Source organism: Micromonospora sp. C41, assembly GCF_018070485.1.
Lineage (GTDB): Bacteria > Actinomycetota > Actinomycetes > Mycobacteriales > Micromonosporaceae > Micromonospora > Micromonospora chalcea.
Genome location: NZ_JAGPXP010000034.1, coordinates 41,740 through 56,645 on the forward strand (window position 1 = coordinate 41,740; position 14,906 = coordinate 56,645).

Annotated in this window: 7 protein-coding genes; 3 read left to right on the plus strand and 4 right to left on the minus strand. The window is 73.7% G+C overall.

What is annotated here, in order from left to right; translation table 11 throughout:
• Positions 1-26: 26 nt before the first annotated feature.
• Positions 27-743 (plus strand): HAD-IA family hydrolase, encoded by a 717-nt coding sequence (locus KBX43_RS26810; protein WP_247677764.1) that lies wholly within the window; start codon positions 27-29, stop codon positions 741-743.
• Here the strand turns inward: KBX43_RS26810 and KBX43_RS26815 are convergent.
• A complete protein-coding gene (locus KBX43_RS26815) occupies positions 727-4,428 on the minus strand; it encodes a non-ribosomal peptide synthetase (RefSeq protein WP_210887750.1) in 3,702 nt (1,233 codons plus the stop codon). The two genes, KBX43_RS26810 and KBX43_RS26815, sit on opposite strands and share 17 nt — an antisense overlap.
• A gap of 127 nt (positions 4,429-4,555) precedes the next feature.
• Positions 4,556-8,239 (minus strand): amino acid adenylation domain-containing protein, encoded by a 3,684-nt coding sequence (locus KBX43_RS26820; RefSeq protein WP_210887753.1) that lies wholly within the window; start codon positions 8,237-8,239, stop codon positions 4,556-4,558.
• Positions 8,240-9,055: 816 nt separating this feature from the next.
• On the opposite strand from KBX43_RS26820, the gene KBX43_RS26825 reads away from it, so the two are divergent.
• Positions 9,056-10,246, plus strand: a complete 1,191-nt coding sequence (locus KBX43_RS26825; RefSeq protein WP_166457297.1) for an ATP-grasp domain-containing protein — start codon at positions 9,056-9,058, stop codon at positions 10,244-10,246.
• Positions 10,247-10,347: 101 nt separating this feature from the next.
• Here KBX43_RS26825 and KBX43_RS26830 read toward each other — a convergent pair whose 3' ends face one another.
• Both KBX43_RS26830 and KBX43_RS26835 read right to left on the minus strand, forming a co-directional pair.
• Positions 10,348-11,385 (minus strand): 3-dehydroquinate synthase, encoded by a 1,038-nt coding sequence (locus tag KBX43_RS26830; RefSeq protein WP_210887756.1) that lies wholly within the window; start codon positions 11,383-11,385, stop codon positions 10,348-10,350.
• Positions 11,366-12,199 (minus strand): hypothetical protein, encoded by an 834-nt coding sequence (locus KBX43_RS26835; RefSeq protein WP_231915406.1) that lies wholly within the window; start codon positions 12,197-12,199, stop codon positions 11,366-11,368. The genes KBX43_RS26830 and KBX43_RS26835 overlap by 20 nt, the downstream gene beginning before the upstream one ends.
• A 225-nt stretch (positions 12,200-12,424) precedes the next feature.
• On the opposite strand from KBX43_RS26835, the gene KBX43_RS26840 reads away from it, so the two are divergent.
• A partial coding sequence (locus KBX43_RS26840; RefSeq protein WP_210887759.1) for an AMP-binding protein occupies positions 12,425-14,906 on the plus strand: 2,482 nt, incomplete at its 3' end.

Sequence of the window (14,906 nt, forward strand, 5' to 3'; positions counted from 1 at the left end):
GGCCCCAACCCCTTCCGGGAGCAGCCATGAGCCGTCCATCGTCCACAGTCGAGGTGACCCCGCCGTCGCCGGCGCGCGGCCCGATCCGCGCGGTCGTGTTCGACCTCGACGGCGTCATCGTCGACAGTTCGGCCGTCATGCGTGAGGCGTTCAGCATCGCGTACGCCGAGGTGGTGGGCGACGGGCCGGCACCGTTCGAGGAGTACAACCGGCACATGGGCCGGTACTTCCCGGACATCATGCGCCTGATGGGGCTGCCCCTGGAGATGGAGGGGCCGTTCGTCCGCGAGAGCTACCGGATGGCCCACCTCGTGCCGCTCTTCCCCGGCGTCCGGGAGACCCTGGAGACCCTGCACTCGCGTGGCATCCGGATGGGGATCGCCACCGGCAAGGCCGGCCCGAGGGCCCGCTCCCTGCTCGACCAACTCGGCGTGCTGGGCCTCTTCGGCCAGGTGATCGGTTCCGACGAGGTGGCCCGTCCCAAGCCTGCCCCGGACATCGTGCTCCAGGCACTGGGCAACCTCGACGTGCCGCCGCACGAGGCCATGATGGTGGGCGACGCGGTGATCGACCTGCTCAGCGGCCGGGACGCCGGGGCGACGGCCGTCGCCACGACGTGGCACGGCGGGGACATCGCCGCGCTGCTCGCCGCCGGCCCCGACCTGGTCGTGCACGCCCCGGCGGAGTTGCTGGCGCACTGCCCGGCGCGCTGCCGCCAGGCTGTGGTCAGCGTGTGTCGCTGACCGCCTCGGGGCCGGCTTCCAGGAAGCGCAGCATGCCGGTGGCCAGGATCTCGGCGGCGGGGGCCGGGACCAGGTCGGTACGGATGGTGACCCGCAGGAGGACACTCTCGTCGCCGGGCAGCACCTCGGCGACGCAGGCACCGGACCACTCCCGGGCGTACGGTTCGACGACCTCCTCGGTCCGGCAGCCGGGCAGGTCCAGCGGGAGGACGAGGTTGTCCTGGTAGGCGAACGAGGGCAGGCTGTTGATCACCTCGCGGGGCAGGTCGAGGACCGGGTCGTCGGTGACCATCTCCAGGAAGGAGACGTCCTGGGCGGCCATCAGCTCGTCCGCGGTCTGCTGGAGGGCGCGCATCAGGTCCTTCTCCGGGCCGCCGAACCGGACCCGGAGACAGTTGCTGCTGATCCTGCTCGTGAAGGCGGAGTCGAGGACGCGGCTGCCGCGTTGGGCGACGATCATCAGCAGGGCGATGTCGTCCTGCTGATGGATGGCGCGCAGCGCCGAGGCGTAGGCGGCGGCGAAGTAGGTGGAACGGCTGAAGCGGTGTTCGGCGGCGGCCCGGTCCCAGCGCCGTACCAGCTCGGGCGGGACGGCGACGATGTGCCCGGTCTTGGGGCCCCAGGTCGGGGTCTGTTCCAGGATCTCCTGCGGCCGGCCTTCGCCTTGGCGGGGTAGGTCGCGTAGTTGTTCGCGCCAGTAGGTTCGTTGGGTTTGCAGGTCGGCGGCGTTGCGGAGGCGGGTGTATTCGTCGTGGGACTGGTGCAGTGTGGGTGCGGGGTGTGTCCAGGTGGGGGTGTGGCCGGTGTGTCGTGCGGTGTAGGCGTGGGTGAGGTCTCGGACGAGTAGTCCGTATGACCAGCCGTCGAAGGCGATGTGGTGGATGCCGATGCCGAAGAGGATTCGGTTGGTGGTTTTGTTTCGGATCAGGGCGGCGCGCCAGTTGCGGCCTTGGGTGTAGTCGAGGGGTTGTTGTACTGCTTCGGCGAGTTGGTCGAGGGCGTCGTGTTCGGTGGCGGCGTCGGCGAGGAGTCGTAGCTGGGGCATGCCGGGGTTGGGTGGGATGATTGCTGTTGGTGGGTCGGTGCGCCGGTAGCGGGCGTGCAGGGCCTGGTGGCGGTGGTGGAGGTCGCCGAGGGCGGCCATGAGGGCCCGTAGATCCAGCTCACCCTCGATCCACCAGGTGGTCGGGCAGACCAGTTCGAAGGGGAGCACGACGCACTTCGCGACGGACGGGGTCAGCGGGACGGGCTTCGACGGGCCGGGACGGCCGGTGACGGACGGCGCCGGCTCGGCCCCGGGGCGGCGGGGGGCGGTGGCGAGCCAGCGGGCCAGCCCTTGCGGGGTGGGGGTGCGGTGGATCTGCGAGACGGGCACGGCGACGTCGGCGGCCTCGTCGAGGGCGACAGCGACGGCGGCGGACTGCAGGGAGGTCCCGCCGAGGTGGAAGAACCCGTCGAGTGTCCCGACCCGGTCCAGCCCGAGCACCGTCGCGAAGATCCCCGCGACGAGGCGTTCGGAGTCGGTGGCCGGTTCGGTGTACGGCACGTCGAGGTCGGGACGGCGCGAGCCCGGCTCTGGTAGCGCCCGCCGGTCGATCTTGCCGGTGCCGCCGGTGGGGAACCGGTCCAGGACCATGATCACGGCGGGGACCATGTAGGGCGGGAGCACCGCGGCGGCGTGTGCCCGCAGGTCGGCGGTAACGGGGACGCGGCCGTCGCGTCCGGTGACGTAGCCGACGAGCCGGGCGGTGCCCTGGTCCTCGCGACGGGTGACGACGGCGGTGCCGACGTCCGGGTGTTGTTCGAGAGTCGCCTCGATCTCACCGAGTTCGATCCGGATGCCGTTGACCTTGACCTGGTGGTCCATCCGGCCGAGGATCTCCAGCGCTCCGGCGGCGTTCCACCGGCCGAGGTCGCCGGTGCGGTAGGCGGTCCCGCCGCCGTACGGGTCGGTGACGAACCGCTGGGCGGTCAGTTCGGGGCGGTTGAGGTAACCGTCGGCGACGCCGGCGCCGGCGATGAGGATCTCGCCGGGGACGCCCATGGGGACGAGGTCGAGATTGGCGTCGACGACGCGGATCTGCCGGTTGGGCATGGGTCGGCCGATGGGCACGTACGCGCCGGGCCAGCCCTTCGACGCGTCGTACCAGGTACAGGCGACGGATGCCTCCGCGGGCCCGTACGCGTTGATCAGGCGGGCACCGGCGGCCGTCCAGCGGTGCGCCATGCGGGGCGGAATGGGTTCCCCGGCGAGGGTCACGCACGTCAGGCTGGGGCAGTCGGCGGGATCGACGGCGGCGAGGTTCGTGGGTGGGCAGAACGCGTGGGTGGCCTGCTCCTTGGCGATCAGCTCCGTCAACCGGCGGGCGTCGAGCAGATCGTCGCGGGAGCTGACGACGACGCGGGCACCGGAGGTCAGCGCGGTGTAGATCTCGCCGAGGGCCACGTCGAAGACCGGGGAACAGGAATGGAGCATCCGGCTGTCCGGCCCGACCGCGCACTCCTCCCGCATCCAGGTGACGAAGTTCGTCAGGTGCTCGTGGGTCAGCACGACGCCCTTCGGTGTCCCGGTCGAGCCGGACGTGTAGATCACGAACGCCGGCCGGGAGGGTGCCACCACCGGCAGGTCGGCCGCCTCGGCCGCCGTCACGGTGGGCCAGTCGGCATCGAGGGCGACGACCCGTACGCCGTCAGGTCTGGGGACACGCGGGGCGACCTCGCCGACGGTGAGGACGACCCGGGCGCCGTGGTCGGCCAGCAGCATCCGCATCCGCTCCGCCGGCCAGGACACGTCCATCGGCGTGTACGCCGCCCCCGCCCGCAGCACCGCCAGGGTGGCGACGAGCGTCCACATGCTGCGGTCCAGCGCCAGCGACACCACGTCCCCGGGCCGTACGCCCATCGACCGTAGCCGCGCGGCCAACTCCCCCGAGCGGCGGGCCAGCTCCGCGTACGTCAGCACCTCCCCGGCGGCGACGCCGGCCACCGCGTCCGGCGTGCGTCGCGCCCATTCGAGCACCAGCTCGTGCAGCGGCGCACCCGGCACCGGGCGGGCCGGGCCGCGGCCCCACGCGAGCAGCCGCTCGCGCTCGGTCGCGCCCAGCAGCGGCAGCGCGCCCAGCGGCACCCCGGGTTCCCGGGCCCCGGCCGACAGCAACGACACGGTCTGGTCCACCAGGCCCCGCACCCAGTCCGCCGAGAAGCCGTCGGCGGCGTAGTCCACCCGGAGCGCCGACCCGTCCCCCGCGACGGTCACCAAGATGTCCACGTCCACCACGTCCGGCCCCACCTCGGCCACCGGGGCGTCCACCAGCCCGACCACCACCGGCCCCGCCGCGCCCGCGCTGTGCGCGACCGGTCCGGCCAGCGCCGTGGCCACCCGCGACGTCAGCTCGCCGAAGCCCGGTTCGTCCGCGACGTCGACCCGCAGCACGCCGCCCGACGACAGACCGACCGCCACCTCGGCCTGGCCGGTGTACCGGGCCAGCACCCCCAGCAGACCGGCCAGCAGCACCGCGCCGGGGGAGCGCGCCCCCGCCGGGACGGGCAGGTCGACCCGCCGGTACGCGGAGGCCGCCCGGGCCGGCCACGCGGCCGGCCGGCGCAGGTCCCCCATCAGGTCGAGGATCTCGAAGCCGGGCCCAGCGACATCCGTGGTCTGCGCACCGACGATTCCGACAGACATTGAGCCAGCCTCCGATCAGGGCCGGCGCCACCCAGAGGGGTGCGCCGGAAGGGACAACCACGAACTCTCGGGACAACGGGCCGCGTGCCACGCGGCGACGAGCGGTCCGGTACGCAGGGGCGGACGGTCAGCCGGCGGTGGGCGTACCCGCCGGCCCGTCTTCGAGGAAGCGCAGCATGTGGTGGTTCAGCTCCTCGGCGAAGCTGTACGGCAGGTAGTCGGTGCGGATGGTGACGCGCAGGAGAGCATGGTCGACGCGGGGCAGCACCTCGACCGTGAGCCCGTTGGGCACCTCCCGGGCGTACGGGTCGACGACCTCCTCGGCCCGGCAGCCGGGCAGCTCCAGCGGCACCACCACGTTGTCCTGGAACACGAACGTCGGCAGGCTCGCGACCACCTCGCCGGAGAGCCCGGCGGCGGGATCGTCGGCGGTCTCCGCGAAGGGAACGTCCTGGGCCCGCATGAGATCGCGGATCGTCTCGTCGACCCGCAGGACCAGCTTGTCGTCGTGCGGCCCGTCGAAGCGCACCCGCACGCAGTTGAGGTTGAGCCGGGTGGTGAACGCGGAGTCGAGGACGCGGCTACCGCGCTTGGCGACCACCATCAGCAGGGCGATGTCGTCCTGCTGATGGATGGCGCGCAGCGCCGAGGCGAAGGCCGCCACGAAGTAGCTGGAGCGGCTGAAACGGTGGTCGCGGGCGGCCCGGTCCCAGCGGTCGAGCACCTCGGGGGTGACGGTGACGGTGTGGCCCGCCTTCGGTCCCCAGGCGAGGGCCTGCTCCAGGGGCGCGGTGGCCGGGCCTTCGCCTTGGCGGGGTAGGTCGCGTAGTTGTTCGCGCCAGTAGGTTCGTTGGGTTTGCAGGTCGGCGGCGTTGCGGAGGCGGGTGTATTCGTCGTGGGACTGGTGCAGTGTGGGTGCGGGGTGTGTCCAGGTGGGGGTGTGGCCGGTGTGTCGTGCGGTGTAGGCGTGGGTGAGGTCTCGGACGAGTAGTCCGTATGACCAGCCGTCGAAGGCGATGTGGTGGATGCCGATGCCGAAGAGGATTCGGTTGGTGGTTTTGTTTCGGATCAGGGCGGCGCGCCAGTTGCGGCCTTGGGTGTAGTCGAGGGGTTGTTGTACTGCTTCGGCGAGTTGGTCGAGGGCGTCGTGTTCGGTGGCGGCGTCGGCGAGGAGTCGTAGCTGGGGCATGCCGGGGTTGGGTGGGATGATTGCTGTTGGTGGGTCGGTGCGCCGGTAGCGGGCGTGCAGGGCCTGGTGGCGGTGGTGGAGGTCGCCGAGGGCGGCCATGAGGGCCCGTAGATCCAGCTCACCCTCGATCCACCAGGTGACCGGGACGACGACCTCCAGCGGCGACATCAGGCACTTCGCCACCTGCTGCGCGAGCGGGACCGGTCCCGGGCGCTGCCGGGCCTGTCCGGCGGTCGAGCCGGTGTCCGTACGGCGGGGGGCGGTGGCGAGCCACCGGGCCAGCTCGTGCGGGGTGGGGGTGCGGTGGATCTGCGAGACGGGCACCACCACGTCGGCGGCCTCGTCGATGCCTGCGGCGACGGCGGCGGACTGCAACGACGTGCCGCCGAGGTGGAAGAAGCTGTCGCGGGCGCCGACCCGCTCGATGCCGAGCACGCTCGCGAACACCTCCGCGACGAGGCGCTCGCCCTCGGTGGCCGGCTCGACGTACGGCACGCCGAGGTCGGGGCGCTGGGCGCCGGGTGCGGGAAGGGCACTCCGGTCGATCTTGCCGGTGCCGCCGAGGGGGAAGCGGTCGAGGACGACGAAGGCGGCGGGGACCATGTAGCTCGGCAAGTGGGCCGCGGCGTGATCGCGCAGGTCGCCGGTGGCCGGGGTGCCGCCGTCGCGCCCGGTGACGTACGCGATGAGCCGGGCCACGCCCCGGTCCTCGCGGCGGACGACGACTGCGGTCTCCACCTCCGGGTGCTGGGCGAGGATGCTCTCGATCTCGCCCAGCTCGATGCGGATGCCGTTGACCTTCACCTGGTGGTCCATCCGGCCGAGGATCTCCAGCGCTCCGGCGCTGTTCCACCTCCCCAGGTCGCCGCTGCGGTAGGCGAGCCCGCCGCCGTACGGGTCGGTGACGAACCGCTGGGCGGTCAGTTCGGGGCGGTTGAGGTAACCGTCGGCGACGCCGAAGCCGGCGATCAGGATCTCCCCGGGAACCCCGGCCGGCAAGAGGTCGAGGTTCGCGTCGACGACGCGGACCTGCCGGTTCGGCATCGGCCAGCCGATCGGCACGTACGCGCCACCCCACCCGGCCGACGCGTCGAACCAGGTGCACGCCACGGCGATCTCGGCCGGCCCGTACGCGTTGACCACCCGCGTGCCCGCCGTCAGCCACCGCTGGGCCAGCCGCGGCGGAACGGCCTCGCCGCCGAAGATGACGCAGCGGAGGCCGGGACAGGCGGCCGGGTCGAGCGGGGCGATGTTGGTGGCCGGTCCGAACGTGTGCGTGACGCCCTGGGTGTTGACGAGGTCGGTGAGCCGGCGCGCGTCGAGCAGATCGTCGCGCGGGCACACGACGACGCGGCCCCCGCCGGTGAGCGCGGCGAAGATCTCCCCGAACGCGGCGTCGAAGACCGGTGCCGCCGAGTGCAGCATCCGGCTGCCGGGGCCGATGGCGCACTCGCCGGTCATCCACGCCAGGAAGTTCGCCAGCCTCTCGTGTGACAGCACCACGCCCTTCGGCGTGCCTGTCGAACCCGACGTGTAGATGACGAACGCCGGCGCGTCCACCGGCACCGCAGGCAGATCCGCCACCGCACCGGCCGGTACCGCGGGCCAGCCGTCGTCCAGCGCCACCACCGTGACCCCGTCCTCGGCGGGAATCCGGGGCGCTACCGCACCGACCGTCAACACCACCCGCGCGCCGTGGTCGGCCAGCAGCACCCGCATCCGCTCCGCGGGCCACGACACGTCCATCGGCGTGTACGCGGCACCCGCCCGCAGCACGCCCATCGTCGCCACCAGCGACCACAACCCGCGCTCCAACGCCACGGACACCACGTCACCGGCACGGACACCCACCGACCGCAGGTACGCCGCCAGCAGCCCGGACCGGCGATCCAGCTCCCCGTACGTCAGCACCTCGTCGCCCGCGACACCCGCCACCGCCTCCGGCGACCGCCGCGCCCAGCTCAGCACGAGCTCGTGGATCGGCTCACCCGGGATCTCCCGCACCGGGCCGCGCCCCCACGTCAGCAACCGCTCCCGTTCCGCGGCGTCCAGCAACGGCAGTCGCGACAGGGCGACCTGCGGCGCCGCCGTCCCGGCGGAGACGAGCACCACTACCTGATCCACGAGTCCCCGCACGAACTGCGCGGAGAATCCCTCCACCGCGTAGTCCACCCGCAGCACGGACCCGTCCGCCGCCACGCGCACCACCATGTCGACGTCCACCACGGCCGGTCCCGTCTCCGCCACCGGACCGTCGGTGAACTCCACCGCCACCGGGTCCGGCCGGTCCGGGCCCGCCACCGGCGCCGTCCACGCCAGTCCCACCCGCGCCGCCAACTCCCCGAATCCCGGGTCGCCCGAGACGTCCACCCGCGCCACCGACCCGCCGGCCGGGGCAAGCCCGAGCACCACCTCGTCCTGGCCGGTCCAGCGGGCCAGGACCGCCACGAGCCCCGCCACCACGACGTGCCCGGCCGGTGTCACGCGCGACGGCCAGGCGGGAAGCACCCGGTGCACCGAGGCCGCCCGCGCGGGCCACACCGCCGGCCTCCGCAGGTCCCCCACGAGTTCCAGAGCAACCGCGCCGTCCGCGGCCTGGGCGCCATCGAACCCGACAGACAACAGCTCGACCTCCGATCGAAAGGGGACGACCGAAAGGCTCAGGGCCGCGACGATCGGTCAGCCGGGATGCCGTACGCCGGACGGCGGGGGTTGGCGCGAGGCGCGTCGACGGGCGGCACCGCTCGCGGGCCACCCGATCCGGTGCGCTGAGAGTGGCAACGACGAGCCGACGGGGCCCGACCATACGAAGCGCTGTGCAGTGACGTACACCCCTAGAGATCGGCACGTCGACCCCTAGCGCATCAGCCGGAGATCTCCTCCCCGGGCAGGCCCGGGACGTTTCGGCGGTGCCCGCCGGCCGCGTCGGGGCCGGGCCGGCGATGTGAGCTGGCAGGGGGCGTGGCCGTCGGAATCCGGGCACTCGACAGCGCGGGCTGCGACAGCGCCGTCCGGCGACTCCAGCCCTTCTGAAGAACAGCTTTTCGGTCAGCCCGAGTCGATGGTCCCGCTAGGAGTATCGGCGGCCTCGGCGGCGAAAGAGCCGTCCGCGTTCGCCTGTCTGGCCCATCCCGGGGCAGTGCATAGTGACTATGATCTTTCGATCATGACGCCGGTCGGTGGCTGGAAACTCGACCGCTGACCGGCGGTGTGCACCTCGCCGCCGCAACGCTGGCCATGAGCCAGCCGGCTTCCCGGCCGGTCCAGCTCACGACCGTCCGGTCGGTGCACGCGGCACGCCCGGCTCTCGCGGCCGAGCGGCCGCATCAGGACCGGGAGCCCACCCCTTCGGCCACGTTCTCCGCTGTTCGTGGCTGTGGCGCACCGGTTTCACCGCCACCCCGAGGCCCGCACCGGGCCGGCATGTCAGGAGACTAGATGCAGGCGCCCATCCAGGTACAGGTGTTCGCACACGACGGGGTGGTCCTGGCCCGACCGCCCGACCCGTCGGCCACCGCCGACAGCCCCTATCTCGCCGGCGCGGGCGCCGCTCTCCACAACGGCCTGGACATGATCACGGGTCTGCACCTGACCCTTCCGCACCAGTCGGCGGCGATCTGCAGCACCGGCTCCAGCGCGGACAAGTCGCTGCGTCTGCTCAGCCGGAGTGGTCTGAAGACGCCCAGCGACCTGCGGAAGTTCCGTTCCGGCGCGCAGGCGGTGCGGTACGCGCGGGAAGCCGTCGAGCGGGGCGAGACGCTGGAGTTCCAGTTTCCTCCGCATGACCCGCTGCTGCGGGCCGCTCGCGCCCGGGTGCCCGCGGATCTGGTCGCCCGCCTCAACAACAAGACCGTGCTGGAGACTCTGGTCGCGCCGGAGTACCTGCCCCGCCGGCAGGTCGCCACCCCCGCCGAAGTGCGCCGGATCGTGGCGCGGGACCGCCGGCCGGCGGTCATCAAACCGGCCGGGGTCGAGGTGTCCAGCGGAATTGCGATCTTCACCCGTCGGTTGGCGGACCGGCGGAACCGTTCCCTGTTCAACCAGTTGGAACAGGTGAGCGAGCAGTGGATCGTCGAGGAGGAGGTGCCCTTCCAGACGATCTGGGGTATCCAGTTCGGCGTGACCGAGAGCGGATCGGTGCACTACTTCGGATCGTCGGTACACCTGCCGCAGCCCACCTCGACGTGGGTCGGTTGTGTGATGGACGACGACCAGCCCCCGGAGGAGCTGGTCGAAGCGCTGACCGTAGGGGTCCGAAAGGCCAGCGCGCTCGGGTACCGGGGCTACTGCTCCTTCGACGCCGGGATCGGCCGCGACGGCGCCCTGCGGGTCATCGACCCGAACTTCCGGGTCAGCGGGGCCACCACCTCGCTGCTGCACCGCAGCTCGCTGCTGGGCCGGCATCCGTGCGCCATGACCACGTTCTTCTCACTGGCCCCCGGCGTCGACGCCGAACCGATCCTCGCGCCGTTCATCGACCGGGGGCAGTTCGTCGTGTTCATGCACCACGACCCGGCGGAGACGGACAACGGCCCGCTGCCGGCGACCATCGTCGGCATGGTCGGGGCCGCGGACCGGTACGCCTGCGGCGTGCTGGTGGCGCAGATCCAGCGGGCCCTGGGCACCTGACGCGCCGGTCCGGGGCTCGGCTCCGGCGGCTCGTCATCCGTTCGCCGGCCCGGCCGCCCCCGCGGCGCCGGCCGGCGAACGGGCACCCGGCGGTGTCGGCCTCACATGCCGGAAAGTGCGGTACGCACAGCGTCCTCGGGGACGCGGGCGACCAGTTCGACTCCGCCCGGTCCGTCCAGGACGAAGGACAGGCCCGAGGTGGCCTTCTTGTCCCGGCGCATCAGCGTGATCAGCTCGTCGTGGTCGAGGCCGCCGGGCAGCGTGGTGTCGAGCCCGTAGCCCGCCACCACGTCGTGGTGCTCGGCCACCCGGTCGGCCGGTATCCGGCCGAGGACGCCGGCCAGCCGGCCCGCGAAGACCGTGCCGACGCCGACCGCCTCACCGTGGCGCAGGCCGAAGTCGGTGGCCCGCTCCAACGCGTGCCCGAGCGTGTGGCCGTAGTTGAGGATGTGCCGCAGGCCGGAGTCCCGCTCGTCCGCGGCCACCACCCGGGCCTTCAACGCCACCGACGCGGCGATCTGCTCCGCCACCGGCCGGTCACGCAGATCACCGGCGCCGATGAAGTGCGCCCGGGCGATCTCCCCGTACCCGTTGCGCCACTCCCGCTGCGGCAGCGTCCCCAGGTGCTCGGTGTCGCAGAGCACCGCCCGGGGCTGCCAGTACACGCCCACGAGGTTCTTGCCCTCCGGCAGGTTGACGGCGGTCTTCCCACCGACGCTGGCGTCCACCTGGGCCAGCAGCGAGGTCGGCAGGTGGATCACCGGTACGCCCCGGTGGTAGAGGCCGGCGGCCAGCCCGACCACGTCCGTGGTGGTGCCGCCGCCGCACGAGACCACCGCGTCCGTCCGGCTCAGCCCGAACTCGGCGAACGCCCGGCAGAGCTGTTCCACAGTGGTCAGGTTCTTGTCGTGCTCGCCGTCGCGGGCCGGCACCACCCGGTGCGGCACGCCCGGGTCGGGCGTCCACTCCGGTGGCCGGGCCGAGACCACCACGACCCGCTGGGCGCCGATCCGCGCCACCTCCGCCGGGAGCCGGTGGCGTACGCCGGGACCGATCAGCACCGGGTACGACCGTTCCCCGAGTGCCACCTCGACGCGGGCCGGCTCGCTGGCGGGACGGTCAGGTACCGGCGTGTGCATGTGGTTGCTGCCTCCTCTGCGGAACGCGGGCCGGCGCGGTCGCGGCCGGGCTGCCCCGCACCATCGACAGGCGCAGCGCCAGCGCGGCCAGCGAGTCGACCTCCGGCCGGATGCCCCACCGATCGTGGGTGAGCTGCGCGTGGTGCGCCAGCAGGAACCCGGGAGGCGCCGTCGGGTGGTCGTGGCCCACCACGTCGGTCACCCGGTCCAGGTAGCGCTGCCACGCCACTGCCACGTCCCCGCCCAGCGGTAGGTCACCGGCCGACAGGACGATCTTCTCCGCCCCGGCGTCGGCCTGCGCGGCCAGGTCCCGCCGCTGCGCGCCGGTGAGCCGCTGGCTGCGTTCCTGCCAGTGCAGGAACAGGAACGCCAGGCGGTCGGCCGCCGGCATCAGCCCGGTCAGGTGCCGCAGGTGCGCCACGGCCAGCGGCAACTCGCCGCCGGCCAGCCAGGGCACGTCGCCGCCGAGCAGGGTGAGGGCCAGTTCGCTGCCCGCGAACGCGAGCGGGCCGCCCCGCGCGGGGTCGCGCACGACGTACCGGTCCTCGGCGAGGGACGCTCCCGGGTCGTACGCGAGCAGTCCCGCCCGTACCGCGTCGAGCGCGGCGGGGGCGGCATGGAAGCCGAGGCTCAGCCGCCCGGCGGGGGAGTCCTCCGGGTCGAAGAACCAGTCCATGCCGGGATCGGCCCGGCGGGCGGCGGCGACCAGCCCGGTCAGGACGGTGCCGACCAGCTCGGTCAGCCGCGTGCCCGGGCAGCCGCCGGCCGGTACGGCCGAACGGGCGAACAACCAGCAGCGTTCCAACGACGGCACCTCGGCTGACGGGCGGGTGGAGCACGGGATTCGACGGTCCGCGGGGGTCGCCCCATCATCGGCCCGCGGGCCCGTTCCACCACCCGATCGGCGCTCCGAACTGGGGACGACTTAGGGGGTGACAGGGGTAGGACACCGGCAGGGTGCTCGGAAGACTTGGGCCGCTACGGCGAGCGAGGTCTACGCCGCGGATGAGGAGTCTCGCCGACGGATGGATGTGGTGACATGCTTCGGAGCGACCTGATCCAGCCGTTGTCCGATCTGATCGAGGCGCACGCCGCCAGGTCGGGGAACAAGGTCGCATTCCGCGACGACCGCCGGGCGGTCGGATACGCCGATCTGGCGGCGCGGACCCGTCGGCTGGCCGGTCACCTGGCGGCGGCCGGGGTCGCCCGGGGCGACCGGGTGGCCTTCTGCCTCGGCAACCGGGTGGAGACGGTGGAGACCTGGCTGGCCGTCACGCGGGCCGCCGCGGTCGGCGTGCCGGTGAATCCGCACAGCACCGACGCGGAACTGGCCCATCTGCTGGACGACTCCGGCGCGGTGCTGGTGGTCACCGACCCGCGTCACCTCGACCAGATGCTGCGGCTGCGTACCGGCCGGCCGGCCCTGCGGATCGTGGTCACCGGGGACGACCCGGTTCCGGACGGGGTCGTCGCCTGGCGCGACCTGGTCGACACCGAGCCGTCCGTGGGGGCCCGCGACGACCTGGGCCTCGACGAGGTGGCCTGGATGCTCTACACCTCCGGCACCACCGGCCGGCCCAAGGGTGTCCTTTCCACCCAGCGCACCTGCCTCTGGTCGGTCGCCGCCTGTTACGTGCCGATCCCCGGGCTCACCGCCGCCGACCGGGTGGTCTGGCCACTGCCGCTGTTCCACAGCCTCTCCCACATCGGGTGCGTGCTCAGCGTGACGGCGGTCGGGGCCACGGCCCGGCTCATCGACGGCTTCTCCGCCGACGACGTGCTGCGCGCGGTCGACGAGGACGAGGCCACAGTGCTCGCCGGTGTGCCGGCCATGTACCACCACCTGGTCACCGCCGCCCGGGAGACCGGCTTCCGCGCCCCGGCCCTGCGGGTCTGCCTGGTCGGCGGGGCGATCACCACCGGCGCGCTGCGGCGGGCGTTCGACGAGGTCTTCGACGCGCCGTTGCTCGACGCGTACGGCAGCACGGAGACCTGCGGCTCGATCGCCGTCACCCGGCCGGAGCAGCCCCGGGTCGAGGGCTCCTGCGGGCGCCCGGTGCCCGGCGTCGAGGTGCGCCTGGTCAGCCCGCAGACGGGTCTGGACGTGCCGACCGGCGCCGAGGGGGAGGTCTGGGTCAGCGGTCCGAGCGTCATGCTCGGCTACCACGGCCTGCCGGAGGTCACCGCCGCCGCCCTGCGCGACGGCTGGTACCGCACCGGCGACCTGGCCCGCCGCGACGCCGACGGCAACATCTTCGTCACCGGCCGCCACCAGGAGCTGATCATCCGGGGCGGGGAGAAGATCCACCCGGGCGAGGTGGAGGAGGCGCTGCGCGCGGTGCCCGGCGTCGCCGACGTGGCGGTGACCGGCCGGCCGCACGAGGTGCTCGGCGAGGTGCCGGTGGCGTTCGTGGTGCCGGGGCCGGAGGGCTTCGACCCCCGTGCCGGGTACGCGGCCTGCCGGGAGAGGCTCAGCTACCACAAGGTCCCCGAGGCGCTGTACGAGATCGGGCAGGTGCCCCGCACCGCGTCCGGCAAGGTCACCCGCCGGCTCCTGCTCGACGGGCCGGCCCGGCTGCGGGCGGTCAACGGCAGCCACCACGAGGCGCTCAGCCTGCTCGCCTGGCGACCGCTGGACCTGGCCGCCGTACCGCCGGTGGCGGCGCCCGTCCCGGCGGCCGCGCAGGACGCCGCCGCCCCGGCCCGCCGCTGGGCGCTCGTCGGCGCCGGGAGCGAGCCGCTGGTGGAGCCGCTGCGCGCGGCGTCGCCGGGGGAGCGGTTCCGGGCCCACCGGGATCTGGCCACCCTGCGCGAGACTCCCGACGCGCCCGACCTGACGGTGCTGCTGGCCGGGCCGGCCGACGCCGACGCGGCGGACCTCGCCGACCGGTTGCGTGGCTGGCTCGACGACGACCGCTTCGCCGGCACCCGGCTGATGCTGCTGACCGGCCCGGCCGGCGACGCGGCCAACGGCCCCGGCACGAGCGGTGCCGGCAGCGCGGGCGACGCCCCCGCGCAAGACGCCGCCGCAGGCGAGGCCACTGCGGGAGACGTCGCCGGGGGAGCCGCCGCCGGGGGAGCCGCCGCCGGGGGCGACGCCGCCGGGTGGGCCGGGCCCGATCCGGCGGCCGGCGCCGTCTGGGCGGTCGGGCGCAGCCTGCAGGCCGCGTACCCGGACCGGATCGTGCTGGTCGACCACGACGCCGCGGACCGCTCGCTCGCCCTGCTGCCCGCCGTCGTGGACGCCGGCGCCGCGCAGGTCGCCCTGCGGGCCGGGGCGGCCCGGCACGCGGCCCTCGTGCCCGCCCCGGCGACCGTGCCGGGACGGCCGGTGACCGTGGCCGACCCGGAGCGCCCCGTCCTGGTCACCGGCGCCGACGGACCGACCGGCGCCGCGCTGGCCCGGCACCTCGTCGCCGCGCACCGCGCCCGCCGGCTGCGGCTGCGGCCCACTGGCGCGACGCCCGCCCCGGCCCTGGCGGACCTGGCCGCCGCACTCACCTCCGCCGGTGCGGAAGCCG

Excerpts from the sequence above, each read along its gene's own strand:
- KBX43_RS26810 (WP_247677764.1), top strand. The coding sequence starts at position 27 with ATGAGCCGTCCATCGTCCACAGTCGAGGTGACCCCGCCGTCGCCGGCG.
- KBX43_RS26815 (WP_210887750.1), bottom strand. The coding sequence starts at position 4,428 with ATGTCTGTCGGAATCGTCGGTGCGCAGACCACGGATGTCGCTGGGCCC.
- KBX43_RS26825 (WP_166457297.1), top strand. The coding sequence starts at position 9,056 with ATGCAGGCGCCCATCCAGGTACAGGTGTTCGCACACGACGGGGTGGTC.
- KBX43_RS26830 (WP_210887756.1), bottom strand. The coding sequence starts at position 11,385 with ATGCACACGCCGGTACCTGACCGTCCCGCCAGCGAGCCGGCCCGCGTC.